General features: G+C 40.7%; 16 protein-coding genes and 1 other annotated feature. All 16 genes read right to left on the minus strand.

Going from position 1 to position 16040, the window contains the following annotated elements; translation table 11 throughout:
- Positions 1–17 precede the first annotated feature (17 nt).
- The 16 genes from ACR42H_RS20610 to ACR42H_RS20685 all read right to left on the minus strand — a co-directional run bounded on the left by ACR42H_RS20610 (position 18) and on the right by ACR42H_RS20685 (position 15851).
- Entirely contained in the window at positions 18–1133 is a 1116-nt protein-coding gene (locus tag ACR42H_RS20610) for a Nif3-like dinuclear metal center hexameric protein (protein WP_436372974.1), read from the minus strand.
- Complete coding sequence (locus tag ACR42H_RS20615; protein WP_113882809.1) at positions 1130–1837, minus strand: tRNA (adenine(22)-N(1))-methyltransferase; 708 nt, start codon at positions 1835–1837, stop codon at positions 1130–1132. Before ACR42H_RS20615 ends, ACR42H_RS20610 begins: the two co-directional genes overlap by 4 nt.
- 156 nt (positions 1838–1993) lie before the next feature.
- Positions 1994–2359: a cytochrome c550 gene (gene cccA / locus ACR42H_RS20620; protein WP_113882808.1), complete on the minus strand. Its 366-nt coding sequence runs from the start codon at positions 2357–2359 to the stop codon at positions 1994–1996.
- 232 nt (positions 2360–2591) lie between these two features.
- On the minus strand, positions 2592–3731 hold the full coding sequence (locus ACR42H_RS20625; protein WP_436372979.1) for an acyl-CoA dehydrogenase: 1140 nt from the start codon (positions 3729–3731) through the stop codon (positions 2592–2594).
- Positions 3732–3835: 104 nt separating this feature from the next.
- Positions 3836–4363 (minus strand): hypothetical protein, encoded by a 528-nt coding sequence (locus tag ACR42H_RS20630; RefSeq protein WP_436372981.1) that lies wholly within the window; start codon positions 4361–4363, stop codon positions 3836–3838.
- Positions 4364–4436: 73 nt separating this feature from the next.
- Positions 4437–5561: an RNA polymerase sigma factor RpoD gene (gene rpoD / locus ACR42H_RS20635; RefSeq protein ID WP_009332988.1), complete on the minus strand. Its 1125-nt coding sequence runs from the start codon at positions 5559–5561 to the stop codon at positions 4437–4439.
- Between the two features lie 111 nt (positions 5562–5672).
- The gene (dnaG, locus tag ACR42H_RS20640; protein ID WP_113882805.1) at positions 5673–7493 is read right to left on the minus strand and encodes a DNA primase; all 1821 of its coding nucleotides are present in this window, start codon (positions 7491–7493) and stop codon (positions 5673–5675) included.
- 39 nt (positions 7494–7532) lie between these two features.
- The gene (locus ACR42H_RS20645) at positions 7533–7970 is read right to left on the minus strand and encodes a YaiI/YqxD family protein (protein WP_436372985.1); all 438 of its coding nucleotides are present in this window, start codon (positions 7968–7970) and stop codon (positions 7533–7535) included.
- Between the two features lie 401 nt (positions 7971–8371).
- The gene (locus ACR42H_RS20650) at positions 8372–9190 is read right to left on the minus strand and encodes a pyruvate, water dikinase regulatory protein (protein ID WP_436372988.1); all 819 of its coding nucleotides are present in this window, start codon (positions 9188–9190) and stop codon (positions 8372–8374) included.
- Between the two features lie 28 nt (positions 9191–9218).
- Entirely contained in the window at positions 9219–9854 is a 636-nt protein-coding gene (locus tag ACR42H_RS20655; RefSeq protein WP_113882802.1) for a helix-turn-helix transcriptional regulator, read from the minus strand.
- Between the two features lie 256 nt (positions 9855–10110).
- Positions 10111–12183: a glycine--tRNA ligase subunit beta gene (gene glyS / locus ACR42H_RS20660; RefSeq protein ID WP_436372992.1), complete on the minus strand. Its 2073-nt coding sequence runs from the start codon at positions 12181–12183 to the stop codon at positions 10111–10113.
- On the minus strand, positions 12176–13066 hold the full coding sequence (gene glyQ / locus ACR42H_RS20665) for a glycine--tRNA ligase subunit alpha (protein WP_113882800.1): 891 nt from the start codon (positions 13064–13066) through the stop codon (positions 12176–12178). The genes glyS and glyQ overlap by 8 nt, the downstream gene beginning before the upstream one ends.
- A 115-nt stretch (positions 13067–13181) precedes the next feature.
- Positions 13182–13367, minus strand: a binding site (T-box leader).
- Positions 13368–13452: 85 nt separating this feature from the next.
- The gene (recO, locus tag ACR42H_RS20670; protein ID WP_009332995.1) at positions 13453–14205 is read right to left on the minus strand and encodes a DNA repair protein RecO; all 753 of its coding nucleotides are present in this window, start codon (positions 14203–14205) and stop codon (positions 13453–13455) included.
- A 30-nt stretch (positions 14206–14235) separates the two neighbouring features.
- Positions 14236–14379, minus strand: coding sequence for a YqzL family protein (locus ACR42H_RS20675; protein ID WP_009332996.1), 144 nt, complete (start codon positions 14377–14379; stop codon positions 14236–14238).
- Between the two features lie 160 nt (positions 14380–14539).
- On the minus strand, positions 14540–15460 hold the full coding sequence (era, locus tag ACR42H_RS20680; RefSeq protein ID WP_113882799.1) for a GTPase Era: 921 nt from the start codon (positions 15458–15460) through the stop codon (positions 14540–14542).
- Positions 15453–15851 carry a cytidine deaminase gene (locus ACR42H_RS20685; RefSeq protein ID WP_113882866.1) on the minus strand — a complete coding sequence of 133 codons (399 nt, stop codon included), beginning with the start codon at positions 15849–15851 and terminating at the stop codon, positions 15453–15455. The genes era and ACR42H_RS20685 overlap by 8 nt, the downstream gene beginning before the upstream one ends.
- Positions 15852–16040: the final 189 nt, after the last annotated feature.

Here is a 16040-nt window from a genome sequence, read left to right on the forward strand (position 1 = left end):
GACCGGTTCTTTTTGAGTCAAACAAACTTAAATGGATCTGTATGAATTTCAGAAGGGAAAATGGATACGCTATACCCTTTGTCAGAACACATCTGTACTAATTTTTGGGTAACTCCCTTTTTCATTATTTTTTCCACATTATGTCCTGGATCAACAATATTGAGGCCCATCATCATGGCATCATGTGCCACATGATAATACATGTCACCCGTAACATACACATCAGCCCCCTTCATTTTTGCTGACATGAAGTATTTATTTCCATCTCCGCCAAGAACAGCAACTTTCCTGATTTTGGATGAGAGATCACCTACTACCCGAACCCCATCCACTTGGAGTGTACGTTTTACATGCTCTGCAAATTCCTCTAGAGTCATCTCGCTGATTTTTCCAATTTTGCCAAGCCCCAGAACTTCCCCCTTGTTTTCCAGCTTATAAATATCATAAGCAACTTCTTCATAAGGATGGTTTTTGAACATAGCCGAAAGCACTTTCTTTTCTATATGTTCAGGATAAATGGTCTCAATGCAGACTTCTTCAACTGTCTCAAGCTTACCCTGCTGGCCGATATGCGGATTGGCCTCCCCATTAGGCTTAAACTGCCCTGTTCCACGGGAGGCAAACGAACAATGACTATAATTGCCAATTGAACCTGCCCCTGCTTTCCCAATCGCTTGCCTTAGTGACTCAGCATTTTCTTCAGGTACAAACACAGCGAGCTTTTTCAATTCAGTTTCATATGTTGGATATAATACCTCTGTTTCGGTAAGCTTCAGTGCATCAGCAAGCATATCATTGACCCCGCCTTTGGCGATATCCAAATTGGTATGTGCTGCATATACGGCTATATCATGTTTGATAAGCTTTTCAATAATTCTTCCTGATGGAGTATCCGTTGAAATTTTTTGCAGCGGCCTGTAGATTAGCGGATGATGAGCAATAATCAGCTGTACCTCCTTTTCAATTGCCTCATCAACGACTTCTTCCAGCACATCAAGGGCAATCATGACATTTTCGACGGGGGTGTTAAGCCTGCCAATCTGGAGGCCGATTTTGTCTCCTTCCATCGCATATCCTTTTGGGGAGAACTGCTCAAATAATTGGATAATTTCATGTCCATTTATTTTTTTCACTTTTCGAGTACCTCCTCTGCCATTTTGATTTTCTCCTTCAGCTCCTGTTTTCTCTTTTCTGTTTCGCTGGAGTATGCGGCTTTACCAAGCTGCAAAAGGATTCTCTCCCAATTCTCCCTTTCACCAATCCACTTGTTTCGAAATACTTCGGATTTTTGTTCCATAAGAAACGGGCCCATCAGCAAACCTTGTTCTTTATTCTTATAAGGTTTTAAAGGCTCTCCTTTTTCAGCTGCAAGGATTTCATAAATCTTTCCGTCTTCTTCAAGAATTTCTTCAGCGATTAGCTCCCAGCCATTTGCAATCAGCCAGGTTCTAATCGAGATGGCACTTAAATTCGGCTGGAGGATAAGCCTCTGCACAGAAGCAAGCTTCCTCTTCCCATCTTCAAGAATGCTCGCAATTAAAGCGCCTCCCATGCCCGCAATGGTTATACAGTCAACTTCACCTGGTTCAATTACTTCAAGGCCGCTGCCTTTTCTAACAGAAATCTGTTTTTCGAGCCCTTCCATTTTCACCTGTTTTTTGGCTGATTGAAACGGCCCTTCCACCACTTCACCAGCAACAGCAAAAGGGACAATGCCTTTCTTTACTGCGTAGCATGGCAAATACGCATGATCTGAGCCTATATCAGCAACTCGTGAGCCAGGTGGGATATAATTTGTTACAGCTTCAAGCCGATTTGATAATTTCTCTGTATTCATTCTGTCACCACTTATATATGTATTGTAACAAGCGCAGAGCGCCTGCCTATCTGCTCCTCCTGAGAGAAAAGCTAAAAAGCTATCGTAATTTGCGACAGCCTCTCTTATAGTATAAAAAAAGTCCTTTACATATGCAAAGGACTTTCATTATAGGTATTACTTAAGGCCTGCTAACCATTCAGCCATTTCGGCAGCTTTGTCTTGAGGCACTAATCCTGGAGGCATTGAGCCTTTACCGTTTACTACGATATTTGCGATTTCATCTTGTGATAAACGATCGCCTACACCTGTTAGTGCAGGACCAACTCCACCTTGATACTGGTCACCGTGACATCCGATACAGCTCTTCTGATAAATTTCTTCAGGGGTTGCAGCTGCAGTTTCTTCAGTTTCAGCACCGCCGCCTTCCTGTTCTTTAGCAAGCTCTTCCATATCGCCAAGACCTTTAAAAGAAACAAGGAACATTGCTACCACACCAAAAACCATAATTAACACAAATGGAATGATTGGATTGCGATTCATGATTTAACCTCCCTTATGTAAGCACATTCAGTTTAAGTAAGTATACAAACAATCTCTATTTTACTTTAAAAAAGTCAGAAGGAAAAGCCCTATTGTAAACTTTGTCAAATCTTGTTCATAAAATGGACAAAAACTCCAACCTGAGGGTGGAGTTTTTGTCATTCATATTATAATAAATTTAGCGGGTAGCCATACAAAAACAAAGTTGCATACTGTTTCGTATTCAGTGTGTTTAGCACCCAATAAGGCGGGCAATGACCATTCTTTGCACCTCTGAGGTACCTTCACCTATTTCTGTGAGCTTTCCGTCTCTCATGTAGCGTTCTACATGGTAGTCTTTCATATAGCCGTATCCTCCGTGGATTTGGACGGCCTGATCGGCGATTTCCATACAGATTTCTGAAGCATAGAGCTTGCACATGGATGCTTCTTTTGCGAAAGGTCTACCCTGGTCTTTCAGCCATGCAGCTTTGTAAACCAGATTCCTTGCCAGTTCAATTTTCATTGCCATATCTGCAAGTTTAAATTGAATAGCTTGGAAATCTGATAGTGAACGGCCAAACTGCTTGCGTTCCTTTGCATACTGGAGTGCCTTGTCATAGGCAGCCTGTGCTATTCCCAGAGCCATGGCTCCAATTCCAATACGGCCTCCATCCAATGTAATTAAAAATTGTTTAAAGCCCTCTCCTTTTTTGCCGAGCAAGTGCTCAGTCGGAACGCGCACGTCTTCAAGGACAAGTTCAGTAGTATTTGACGCATTGAGTCCCATCTTTTCGTAATTATCGATCACTGTAAATCCTTCTGCATCCGTTGGAACAATAATTGCGCTTATTTCTTTTTTGCCATCTTTTTCCCCGGTGATAGCAGTCAATGCTAAATGCTTAGCATAGCTTGCATTTGTAATGAAACACTTATTTCCGTTAATGATATATTCTCCATCTTTTTCAACGGCTGTTGTCCTCGTGCCGCCTGCATCAGAGCCTGCATTTGGTTCTGTCAGACCGAAAGCTCCAAATGACTCACCTGTACAAATTGGCACCAGATATTTTTGCTTCTGCTCTTCGGTTCCAAATAAATAAAGCGGTGCTCCGCCAAGAGAAATATGAGCCGAGTATGTGATTCCGGTAGAAGCGCACGCTCTGCTCAATTCTTCTGTTACAATAGCGAAACTTACAGTATCTGCCCCTGCGCCGCCATACTCTTCAGGGAAAGGAAGTCCCATTAAACCAAGGTCTGCCATTTTTTTAAAAACTTCTATCGGAAATTCTTTTGTACGGTCTCTTTCCGAAGCCCCCGGTGCCACTTCTTCCTGGGCAAATTCCCTTATGGTTTTATAGATCATATTCTGTTCGGCCGTCAAATCAAAATTCATTTGCATCCCCCTTAAACACAAAAGTTGTTGTATACGCTTTCATTACTATTATATAAGGGATGCAAGAGTTTTCTCAACATTTAAAAACTTTTTAAAATATTTTATTATACGAATATAGAAATAACTATTAATGCACATCCTATTGCTCCGGAAATCCAAAAATATTGAAACTTCAACTTTAAACCCGCAAACAGCCAAAGAACACAATTAATTACTAGGGCCGCATAGAGAGCTTTCTGGTTTTCGGGATATACTTCCGATACAAGCCCAACAGAACCCATCAATAAATTCAAAGCTGCTGATATGATGGGAATATGCATCAATTTTGCTTTTCTGGAAAAATAAAAACCAAAGAAAATACATGGGAAAATAAAAAGAATCAAAATGGCAGTTTGCAAAATAATAGACAATTCAGTAAAATAAATTAATAAAGCAGAAATTGGAATAAGCAGCAAGAAAATAAGGTTGGCAAGAAAAAAAACCATTACACTTTTATGCTTTTTTATTTCCTTCGGCTGACTTCCTTCCGTATAAAGAGCCAGCAGGTAGTCACAATATCGATCAGGGAGCATTCGGCTATTCTTCCAATACAGAAGTTCGTTAACAATGACCTTTTTTCTGTTTTCATCCAACCAAAGCACATCCAGTCAAAAAAAATAGTTTACTTCTATTTTAAGAAGTAAACTATCCACTGGCAATTCTTTTTTATTCTAAGAAGTCTTTTAAACGCTTGCTTCTGCTGGGATGACGCAGTTTTCTTAAGGCTTTGGCTTCAATTTGACGTATACGCTCCCGGGTAACGCCAAATACCTTGCCAACTTCTTCTAAAGTCCTGGTTCGGCCGTCATCCAGTCCGAATCGAAGACGAAGAACATTTTCTTCCCGGTCAGTAAGTGTGTCAAGAACATCTTCAAGCTGTTCTTTCAGGAGTTCATATGCCGCATGCTCTGATGGAGAAGTGGCATCCTGATCTTCAATAAAGTCACCTAAGTGAGAGTCATCCTCCTCACCAATAGGTGTTTCTAATGAAACAGGTTCCTGTGCAATCTTAAGAATTTCTCTTACTTTGTCTGGAGTTAAATCCATATCTTCAGCAATTTCTTCCGGTGTTGGTTCGCGGCCAAGATCCTGAAGAAGCTGACGCTGGACACGGATCAGCTTATTGATGGTTTCAACCATATGGACAGGAATACGAATGGTCCTGGCCTGGTCAGCAATGGCTCTCGTGATGGCCTGGCGTATCCACCATGTTGCATACGTACTGAACTTAAATCCTTTGCGGTAGTCAAATTTTTCAACCGCTTTTATCAGTCCCATATTTCCTTCCTGAATAAGGTCAAGGAAGAGCATTCCGCGTCCCACATACCTTTTAGCAATACTTACAACCAATCGGAGGTTAGCTTCAGCGAGTCGTCTTTTTGCTTCTTCGTCGCCTTCCTCAATTCGATTGGCAAGTGCGATTTCTTCCTCTGCAGAGAGTAAGTCAACACGTCCAATTTCTTTTAGGTACATACGAACAGGATCATTAATTTTCACACCTGGAGGGACACTTAAATCATTAAGGTCAAATTCCTCTTCATTTTTTGCAAGCTCCTGAACATTCGGATCCTCATTCTCATTGTCTCCGACTAATTCAACACCCTGATCTCCCAGGAATTCATAGAATTCATCCATCTGGTGGGAATCAACTTCAAATTGAGACAATCTTTCTGCTATATCATCATAGGCAAGGACACCTGTCTTTTTTCCTATTTCAACTAATTGATCTTTCACTTGTTCAAGGGTCAACTCTGTATCAACCTCTTTTGAACGGGCCGACTTTTCAGCCATATGTCCCCCTCCTTCCAAAAATCAAACACATTCTTAATACATCTTGCAAATGGGACTATTCCTAGGAGACGCTTAATCCCCAAAAACATTTATTTAAGGCACACAGCCTTCTTATAGTGACTTTCGCAAATGAAGGATCTCCATTGCGATTAAAGCCGCTTTAGCATAATCCTTTTGTCGCTCTGCTTCTTTTTCTTCATTTAGTTTTTCCTTTATTTTTAACATCTTTTGATAATTCAACACCTGTTTAAGATAATCTGATAATTCCTGTTCGCTTATTTCATCGTTTATGGACATCATTTCTATATCCACCACAATACGCTTCAGCTTTTCATCTTTAATAAAATTTATAAATGCGCTCGGATCAGGCGTATGGCCTTTTTCGTAGAAACCTAAAAGATAGGTAATAATTGCCTGGTGTTCATCGATGTTAAATGTATTTCCCTGAAGCATATCCTGGACTTTAAATGCTATGTCACTATTCCTGAGCATGTGGGCGATTAGCCTTCTCTCCGCTGTATGGTAGGCGGGTTTAAGACTGTCAGCCCTTTTTGGTGTTTGAAGCCTTTTTTGAGGTTCGAAAGCACCTTTCCCCTTATGTGTGTTCCTTCGCTTCTTCTCCGTATAATAGACCTGTTTTTGCTGCTCTTTCAAGGCTTCCAGAGAAAGTGAGAATTCATTTGCAAGCTGGCGCAGATAATGATCTCTTTCAACCGCTTTATCCAGCTGGCTGATTTCCTTTAATACCTCTTCGATATAAAGGAGACGATCTCCTTCATTTTGAAGCCTTTTGCCCCTGCGGAGATAAAGAAGCTTAAATGCCATAAAGGTTATGCTGGATTCGATTACATCATGACGAAATTTTTCTTCGCCGAACTCATTGATATAATCATCCGGATCATATCCGTCAGGCATGAGCGCCACTCTGATCTGGCAGCCTGCTTCCATTAGCAGGTTTGCTGCCCGGTATGCGGCTTCAATACCCGCATTATCGGAATCATAGCAGATCGTGATTGATTGAACATTTCTTCTTAAAGAAGCAACATGTTCATCAGTTAAAGCAGTTCCCATCGTACCAACGCCATTGCCGACACCCGCACGATCAGCAGCGATTACATCTGCAAACCCTTCAAAAAGAACGGCCCTCTGCAATTTTTTAATCTGTGGTCTTGCCAAATGAAAATTATATAAAGTTTTGCTTTTATTGAAGATTGCAGTTTCAGGGCTATTTAAGTATTTGGGCTCATCGTCCCCAAGTGATCTTCCCGAAAAAGCAATCGTATTTCCGCTGCGGTCAAAAATCGGGAACATGATTCTATCTCTGAAGCGGTCAAAATAGTTCCCATCTTTCTCCCTTTTGATGATCAGTCCTGCTCTTTCCATAACATCTGCCGGGAATTTTCTTTTAGTCAGGAACTTGAAGACAAAATCCCAGGACTTCAATGAATAGCCGATTTGAAATTTTTCAATCGATTCCATTGTAAAGCCTCTATTAAGCAAATATTCAAGTGCATGCTGACCATCTTTTGTGTTTACGAGCAGATGGTGATAAAATTTACGTAGAAGCTCATGAGCTTCCATCATCTGCTGTAAATCTACAGGCATTGATTTTGCTGATGCTGCAGATGCCGCATCAATTTCAAGCTTGACATTTCCTTTTTCAGCGAGCTTCAAGGCTGCTTCCTGAAAGGAATATCCTTCTAATTCCATTAAGAAAGAAAAGGCATTGCCTCCCGCTCCGCATCCAAAGCAATGATAGATTTGCTTTTCGGGCGATACAGAAAAGGAAGGAGTATTTTCGCCATGAAAAGGACAAAGCCCAAAATAGTTGCGTCCTTGCTTGTTTAATTGAATATAGTCGCCAATGACATCAACAATATCTACAGCTTGCCGAATCTCATTTACTTTCTCTTCGGCGATCCGTTCTGCCATATGAACAACTCCATTACTTACTCAGGTATTCGATAAACGTTACTGAATTCCTTCATGATTCGACAAAATCTTTGTCAATTGCTGCACAAACATGGATCTGTCCTCTTTGCTGTATGGTTTTGGTCCTTTCCCATAAACTCCTCTTCTTCGCGCTTTCGCTGAAAGATGCCTCACTTCAAGCGCGGTCTGAATTTCATTTTCTTCAAATAAAATTCCCCTGGGAGAAAGGACATAAACACCATTGAGCAAAAGAGTTGATGCCAATCCAATATCTTGAGTTACAACTACATCTCCTGATTTCACATAATTCATTATGAATAAATCAGCAGCTTCCTTACTGCTGTCAACGAATTTCCAGACAGCCCCATTCAGGTCATTTTTCATATGGGCATAAGAAGCAACAAACACTGCGTCCATCGTAAAGGAATTGGCTATTTCGACAATTTCTTCTTTAACGGGACAGGAATCAGCATCCACAATAATGTTTGGTTTGCCTGATGTTCTAATAATTCTACATCACTCCGCATAATCCTTCTTTGCATGAATAACTTTTGCATTGTGAGATATGTCGAATTTTTTCTTGGTCGAAAGCTTGACATGCCACAATAAATAGTTTATTCCTTCGCAATGAACTCTAAACCTATTCAGGTACATTTTTATCACAATTTTTTATTATAGTACATTAATCTCTATTTTGCCATTAATTTATCTGGGATGAATATAATTTAATTTACAGGTTTTCCCCTGAAAAAAAGCCATCCTTGGAATGGAGGTTTATTCCCGGGTTACAGCGGGTCTCCCGCTCCCTCTTTTACCGCAAGCTAAACAGCATGAATGCCTAGTATAAAAAAAGAAAAGGCACATAAAAAATTTATGTGCTAGCTTTTTGGAAAGTTTTTACGGTATTGATTTAAGATCATATTGGCTGTCTCTTCTACTGCCTTATTGGTAACATCTATAACCGGGCATTTAATTTTGGATACGATCTTTTCAAAGTAACCTATTTCTTCTTTAATTCTCTCAATATTAGCATAGCTGGCATTATCGCTTAAACCTAGCGATATTAGACGTTCTCTGCGGATAAAGTTTAATTTCTCAGGACTGATTTTCAGGCCGAAGCACTTATCCGGCGGGACAAGAAACAGCTCTTCTGGAGGATCGACTTCAGGAACAAGGGGAACGTTAGCCACTTTAAGGCGCTTATGTGCAAGATATTGAGAAAGAGGTGTTTTTGATGTCCTTGAAACGCCTATTAACACTATATCCGCTTTTAATATTCCACGAGGGTCTCGGCCATCATCATATTTTACAGCGAACTCGATAGCCTCAATCTTTTTAAAATAATCCTCATCAAGCTTTCTGACCAGTCCAGGTTCAAAAAGGGGTGTAATGCCGCATGCTCTTTGGATTTGATCCATTAAAGGGCCAACGATATCAAAAGCATATATCCCTTCTTCTGCAGACCTCTGGTTAATATACTTCCTCATATCCGGCTTAACCATTGTATAGGCTATCATCCCATTATCCAGCTTTGCCAGCGAAATGACTTCATCAATATGTACTTTTTCTTCAACATATGGAAAGCGCTTAATAGTTATATCACTGCCATTAAACTGGCTCGTGGCAGCTTTTGTTACAAGTTCGGCCGTTTCTCCCACAGAGTCCGAAACGACGTAGATAATCGGCAATTTTTCCATTCTTCAACACCATCTCCTTCTTACTTTGCTACTTTTCCCCGGCCAGGGCCAAGAATGCTTTTGTCAGGTTTGTTTTGGTTATCCTGCCGTTTACTTCGAACCCTTTCTCCGTCTTTTTTACAACAGGCAGGGCATCGATTTGCTTTTCAATCAGCTTTTTAGCAACTTCTATGAGCAAATCATCTTTTTCACACATCGTAATATTAGGCATCCTTGTCATAATGATATTAACAGGGATGGAATTAAGCTCCTGCTTGCCAATACTTGCCCTAAGCAAATCCTTCCTTGACAAAACCCCTACAAGCAGCGAATTCTGGTCTACTACAAATAGCGTGCCGACATCTTCCAGAAACATAGTCACAATTGCATCATATACCGATACATTTTCATTAACGACTACAGGAATGGATTGATAATCTCTTACATAAAGCTTCTGAAGATTTTCTGTCAACAGCTGTGCCCCGGTTTTCCCTGTATAAAAATAGCCTACACGCGGACGGGCATCCAAATAGCCTGCCATCGTTAATATAGCCAGGTCCGGCCTAAGTGTTGCCCTGGTTAAGTTAAGCTGTTCCGCTATACTCTCACCAGTGATCGGCCCGTTTTCTTTTACGATTTCTATGATCTTTTCCTGCCTTTTATTTAATTCGATTTTCCTCACCACCTAATCTGAACAGGGTATTTTAATGATACTCATTTCCCACAATAATAAGGTTATACTTTTATATAATTATTATATACTATTTGCCATAAATGAAAAGATGTGTTTCCTATATAGTTTTTCTTTACTTCGCCTAATATGTCCAAAATATGAAAGAGCCCGTCAGCAATATAACAGGCTCTTTCCTGACAGCCAAAGCTGCTGTCCTCTCTCTTAAAATTTAATCCTATTCCAGAAAAAAACGCAAAATTTAAGCTCGTTATTTAACAATAATTTCGTTCATGTTTGCAAATTTCTTAATCACATCAGCCAAATTCGCCATCTGGTGCAGCCTATTGCTGCGAATTTCCTGATTTTCATCCATAACCATAGTATGCTCGAAGTATTGATCAATTTCTGGTTTCAGGCTAATTAGCAGGTTAAAGGCAGCTTCTTCTGCAACCTCTTTTCTTAATTCCTCGTTCACTGATAAATATTTGTTGAATAGAGATTTTTCGTAATCATTTTCAAATAAGCTGCTGTCTATATCCCCTTTGACCTCTGCTTTAGAAGCAATGTTGATAACTCGGCTAAGAGCTTCAATGCTTTCCTTGAAGCCTGCAGCATCCTTATGGGACTCCAATACTTCAGCTCTTTTTACAAGTGAAGGCACCGAACCGATTTCACTGCCTAAAACGGCTTCAATTAAGTCATAGCGAACTGTCTTCTCCTGCAGCAAATATTTGATTCTTAATTTAAAGAATGAAACTAGTTCCTGCATCAATTCACTCTTTGATTTCTTTCCAATCTTCGAATTAAGAACAGTCTCAGAAGATAATGCAATCAATTCTTCGAGTTTCAAATCCCAATTTTTTGCCAGCAGCGTCTGGATAACACCCGTTGCCTGTCTTCTTAAGGCATATGGATCCTGGGAACCGCTTGGGATAATCCCTATTGCAAAGGAAGACACAATTGTGTCGAGCTTTTCAGCAATGGAAAGCACTGCACCAGCATTACTTGCAGGCGTCTTGTCCTCTGCATTGCGCGGCATATAATGTTCATTGATTGCACGCGCCACAGCTTCTTTTTCACCTTTTTGCAGAGCGTATTTTTCCCCCATAAAGCCTTGCAGCTCTGGAAATTCATAAACCATATGTGAAACAAGGTCGAACTTGCTGATTTCAGCAGCCCGGTCTGTCACTGCCTTTGCCTCATCGCTGAAATGAAGATTTTCACTCAATTTACTTGCCAGATGGCGAACACGGTCCACCTTTTCAGCAAGAGTTCCAATTTCTTCATGATAAACAATGTTTTTAAGTTTTTCCAGTGATGCCGCGATTTCCGTTTTCTGGTCCTCCCTGTAGAAGAAAGCTGCATCAGAAAGTCTTGCCCGCAATACTTTCTCATTTCCTTTAGCCACTTTCTCCAAATGTTCATGGGATCCATTTCGGACAGTTACAAAGTAAGGAAGCAGCCTGCCCTCTTTGGACTTTACCGGAAAATAACGCTGATGCTCTTTCATGGATGTAATTAAAACCTCTTCCGGAAGCTCCAGGTATTCTTCTTCAAACTGGCCATATAATGCTGTCGGATACTCAACCAGATTGTTTACTTCTTCCAATAAATCTTCATCTACAGGGATCACCCAGTCTTTTTCTTCTTCAATTTTTTCCAATTGTGATAGAATAGCACTTTTTCTTTCCTGCGGATTAGTTATCACATATTGCGCCAGCAGGGCCTTCTCATAATCAGAAGGATTGTTAATTACAATCTCTTCGCCCAGAAACCGGTGGCCCCTTGTAAGGTTAGAAGTATGAACATTTGTAATTGCAAAAGGAATGACTTCATTTCCGAATAATGCCATAAGCCATTTGATCGGCCTGATAAAGCGCAGCTCCTGGTTTGCCCAGCGCATATTTTTCGGGAATGATAGCGAGGTGACAATCTGCTGGAGTTCCGGCAGCAGTGCTGCTGTTTCCTTACCTTTAATAAATTTGCTGACATGGGCATATTCAACCCCATTAATTTCTTTAAAGAATATATCTTCAACAGAAGCTCCCTGGCCCCGGCTGAATCCAACAGCAGCTTTAGACCATTCTCCATTATCGGTTAAGGCAATTTTTTTTGCAGGTCCTTTCGCTTCCTCATTTATGTCCTCCTGGGCGGTATCTACTCCCGTTACAAGAACAGCCAAACGGCGGGGAGAAGAGAAAGCGCTGATCTCGTCAAAAGATATTTTCTTTTCCAAAAGCCATGATTTCACTTTATCTGAAAGCTGATTCATTGAATTAGTGACAAATCTGGCAGGCATTTCTTCAAGTCCAATTTCCAGCAGAAGATCTTTCTTATTCATGAGATCCTTCCTCCTTATCCTTTAAAATTGGGAAGCCGAGTTTTTCTCTCTCTTCATAAAAAGTTTTGGCTACTTTTCTGGCCAGATTTCGGCATCGGGCGATATAGCCGGTTCTTTCTGTTACAGAAATCGCTCCCCTTGCATCAAGCAGATTAAAAGTATGAGAGCATTTTAATACGTAGTCATATGCCGGGTGTACTAGTCCCTCATCCATTTGCCGATGTGCTTCTTTTTCATAAATATTGAACAAATTGAAGAGCATTTCCTGATCTGATGTTTCAAATGTGTATTTTGAATGCTCGAACTCAGGCTGCAGGAAGATATCTCTAACCGTAAACCCGTCAGTCCATTCAAGGTCAAAGACATTTTCCTTGTCCTGAATGTAGGATGCAAGCCTTTCAATTCCGTATGTAATCTCAACCGACACAGGCTTACATTCCAATCCGCCTACCTGCTGGAAATATGTGAACTGCGTTATTTCCATACCATCAAGCCAAACTTCCCATCCTAAGCCTGCACAGCCAAGAGAAGGATTTTCCCAGTTATCTTCTACAAACCGGATATCATGTTCAAGCGGATCAATGCCCAATGCTTTTAATGAATCAAGATACAGCTCCTGAATATTATCCGGCGACGGCTTCATGATCACCTGAAATTGATGATGCTGATAAAGCCGGTTTGGATTCTCACCATAACGTCCATCGGCCGGACGGCGTGAAGGCTCCACATAAGCAACATTCCACGGTTCTGGACCAATCGCTCTTAAAAAAGTGTACGGGCTCATTGTTCCGGCCCCTTTTTCAGTGTCATAAGCCTGCATCAAGATACACCCCTGTTCAGACCAATGTTTTTGAAGTGTTAATATCATGTTTTGAATATTCATAGGACACCTCTTTCTTATTTGTATAAAGTAAAGCTTTATGAACTTAACAGCTGTCTACCCACAGTGCTTCCGTTTTTCTGTGAACATAAAAAACTCCCGTCTCTATGCCCAATGGCATAGGGACGAGAGTTTACCCGCGGTTCCACCCTATTTGCTGCGATTTTGACCGCAGCCTCTTTAGTTGTCGATAGACAATATTGCTCTGGAGCGCCCTTCCTTAACCATCCATGCCCGGCTCCCACTATCCCGGGTTCGCTTTAAATAGAAAAGGTTAAGTACTCTTCTCCTTCACAGCAATTATATTTTATTAATTTGAATCATAGCGGAATGGATTTGAATTGTCAATAATAACAAAAGCCAATGCGCTTCGATTATAAAGGAACGCATTACATTAAATCATTAAACTTAGCCATTTGATTCAGAAACTTCTTTGTCTTCAAGTTTAAGCCTGAATACTCTTCATAATAGGCAGAAATAATCTTTTTCAATTCAGCTTTGGTTTCCGGTTTGACAGAGATATTGCCGAGCCGGGACAAGTCAAAAAAATAAAACAGGCGAAGCAGCTTAATAGTCGCCTGGGACACTTTATAATGATAGGGATCCTTATCAAGGCAGCGGTGACAAATCAGACCGTTTTCCCGGATAGAAAATGCAAAATGCCCGTCAGTGCTTCCGCAGACAGAACATTGATCAAGTACTGGATATAAACCCAGGGCATTCAGCATTTTCATTTCATAAATGTTTGTGAGAATCTCCGGGTCATACCCTTCGTTTATTAAATTTAGCGTTTGATACAGCAATTCGAACAAGAATGGATTGGGCTTCTTATCCTCAATGCTTTTATCAGTCAAATCGACAATATAGCTTGCATATGCCGTCAGAAAAATATCTTCTTTAATGGACCGCATAGATGAAATCATGTCCCCCTGCTGCAGGGTACCCAATCCGCTTCCACGCTGAACTAAGAAATTCCCGTATGTAAAAAGCTGGGTGACAGCAGCAAGTCTGCTGTTCGGCTTTTTCGCTCCTCGTGCCATCACACCAACTTTTCCCCATTCACGGGTATATAAAGTAACAATCTTATTTGTTTCACTATAATTAGTTGTCCTGATGACGATGCCTTCACATTTATCAAGCAACCGTGACACCATCCCTGTCTTTCGACAAACCTATGAGATGGGAAAATCAGCTTCTGCTAGCTCTTCATCATTGCTGCCGGGTATATCCTGAGTTTCCTTTTCTAGCTCCTTGAAGAGAAGATATGTGTCAATATTTCCTGTCTGGGAAAACACTCTCCAGGTAAAATCCATCATCGAAAACCCCACCTTTCAGTTATTTCAACTAGCAATTTCTTTATCCCAATACATTTATCTATATCATAGCCTGTCTTTGTAAAATCATGAGACGAAAATATTGTCAATCACCTGTATGCATATAAATCAGAAATGAATAATAATGTAATTAGGGCTGGGTTTAGTACTCATCTTCACGGAAGCCAAAGTCGCGGAGCTGAGTCATTTTATTGCGCCAGTCTTTTTGAACTTTGACCCATAGCTCCAGAAAAACCTTTGATCCAAGAAGATTCTCAATATCCACCCTTGCTCTTTTTCCGATTTCCTTGAGCATTTTCCCTTGCTTTCCAATCACAATGCCCTTTTGGGAGTCACGCTCCACAATGATTGTAGCCATGACATGAATGACATCCTTATCTTCGCGGCGCTCCATTTTATCAATGGTTACAGCAAGCGAGTGCGGTATTTCTTCTCTTGTTAAATGCAGCGCTTTTTCCCTGATCAGTTCGGAAACGATAAATCTCTCTGGGTGGTCCGTTACTTGATCAGCTGGATAAAACTGCGGCCCTTCCGGAATATATTCTTTAATCTGTCCTAACAGCGTCTCTACATTATTGCCTTCTAAAGCAGAAATGGGGATAATTTCGCTGAACTCGTACTTTTCCTTGTAAGACTCAATAATTTTAAGAAGTTCATCAGGATGTACCTGGTCAATCTTATTGATTACAAGGAAAATCGGTGTACGGACTGATTGAAATTTCTCAAGTATGAATTCTTCACCGCGTCCAAAGCCTTCCTGGGCATTTACCATAAACAGGATGACATCCACTTCTTTAAGTGTATTTTGGGCAACTTTCATCATAAAGTCTCCCAGTTTATGCTTTGGCTTATGGATTCCTGGCGTATCAATAAAAATATATTGTGCGTCATTGGTAGTCAGGACACCCTGAACTTTATTGCGAGTTGTCTGCGGTTTATCACTCATAATAGCAATTTTCTGCCCGATTACGCGATTTAAGAACGTTGACTTTCCTACATTCGGTCTGCCGATTATGGAAATAAACCCTGATTTGTGTCCTTTTGGTGTAGTAGTGTTATTCATGTAAATCCTCCGGTGAAAATGCTCCTGGCAGTAATTCTTCAACTGTTAATTCCTTAATATCCCCTTTTAAGTTGGTTAAAACCACTTTCATTTCAGGCGGACATAATTCGGCTATTACCTGTCTGCATGCACCGCATGGGGGAACTGGACGGGCTGTGTCAGCAACTACAGCTATAGCTGAAAAACTTTTCACGCCATCCGAATACGCTTTAAAAAGCGCAGTCCTTTCAGCACAATTACACATGCTGTATGCAGCATTTTCGATGTTGCAGCCGTGAAAGACCTGCCCCTCACTGCTTAATAGTGCCGCTCCTACTTTAAATTTTGAATATGGCACATATGCTCTATCTCTTGCAATCATTGCTTCTTTTATTAGTTGATCGCTGTTCACAATTATTTCTTCCTTTCCTGTAAAGCGAGTTGCTTCCCAAGCCAATAAAACCCAAGGTTTGGACCTCTACTGGGCCTTGTGAAATTAAGCAATGCGCTCAATAGCTTCTTCGGTAAGAAGCAGCCGCTTCTCTTTTATTTTACAACATTTTACTTTGATTTTCATCGTTTGTAGCAAAAACGTAATAAA

Source organism: Cytobacillus sp. BC1816, assembly GCF_051353635.1.
GTDB classification, from domain to species: domain Bacteria; phylum Bacillota; class Bacilli; order Bacillales; family Cytobacillaceae; genus Cytobacillus; species Cytobacillus oceanisediminis_C.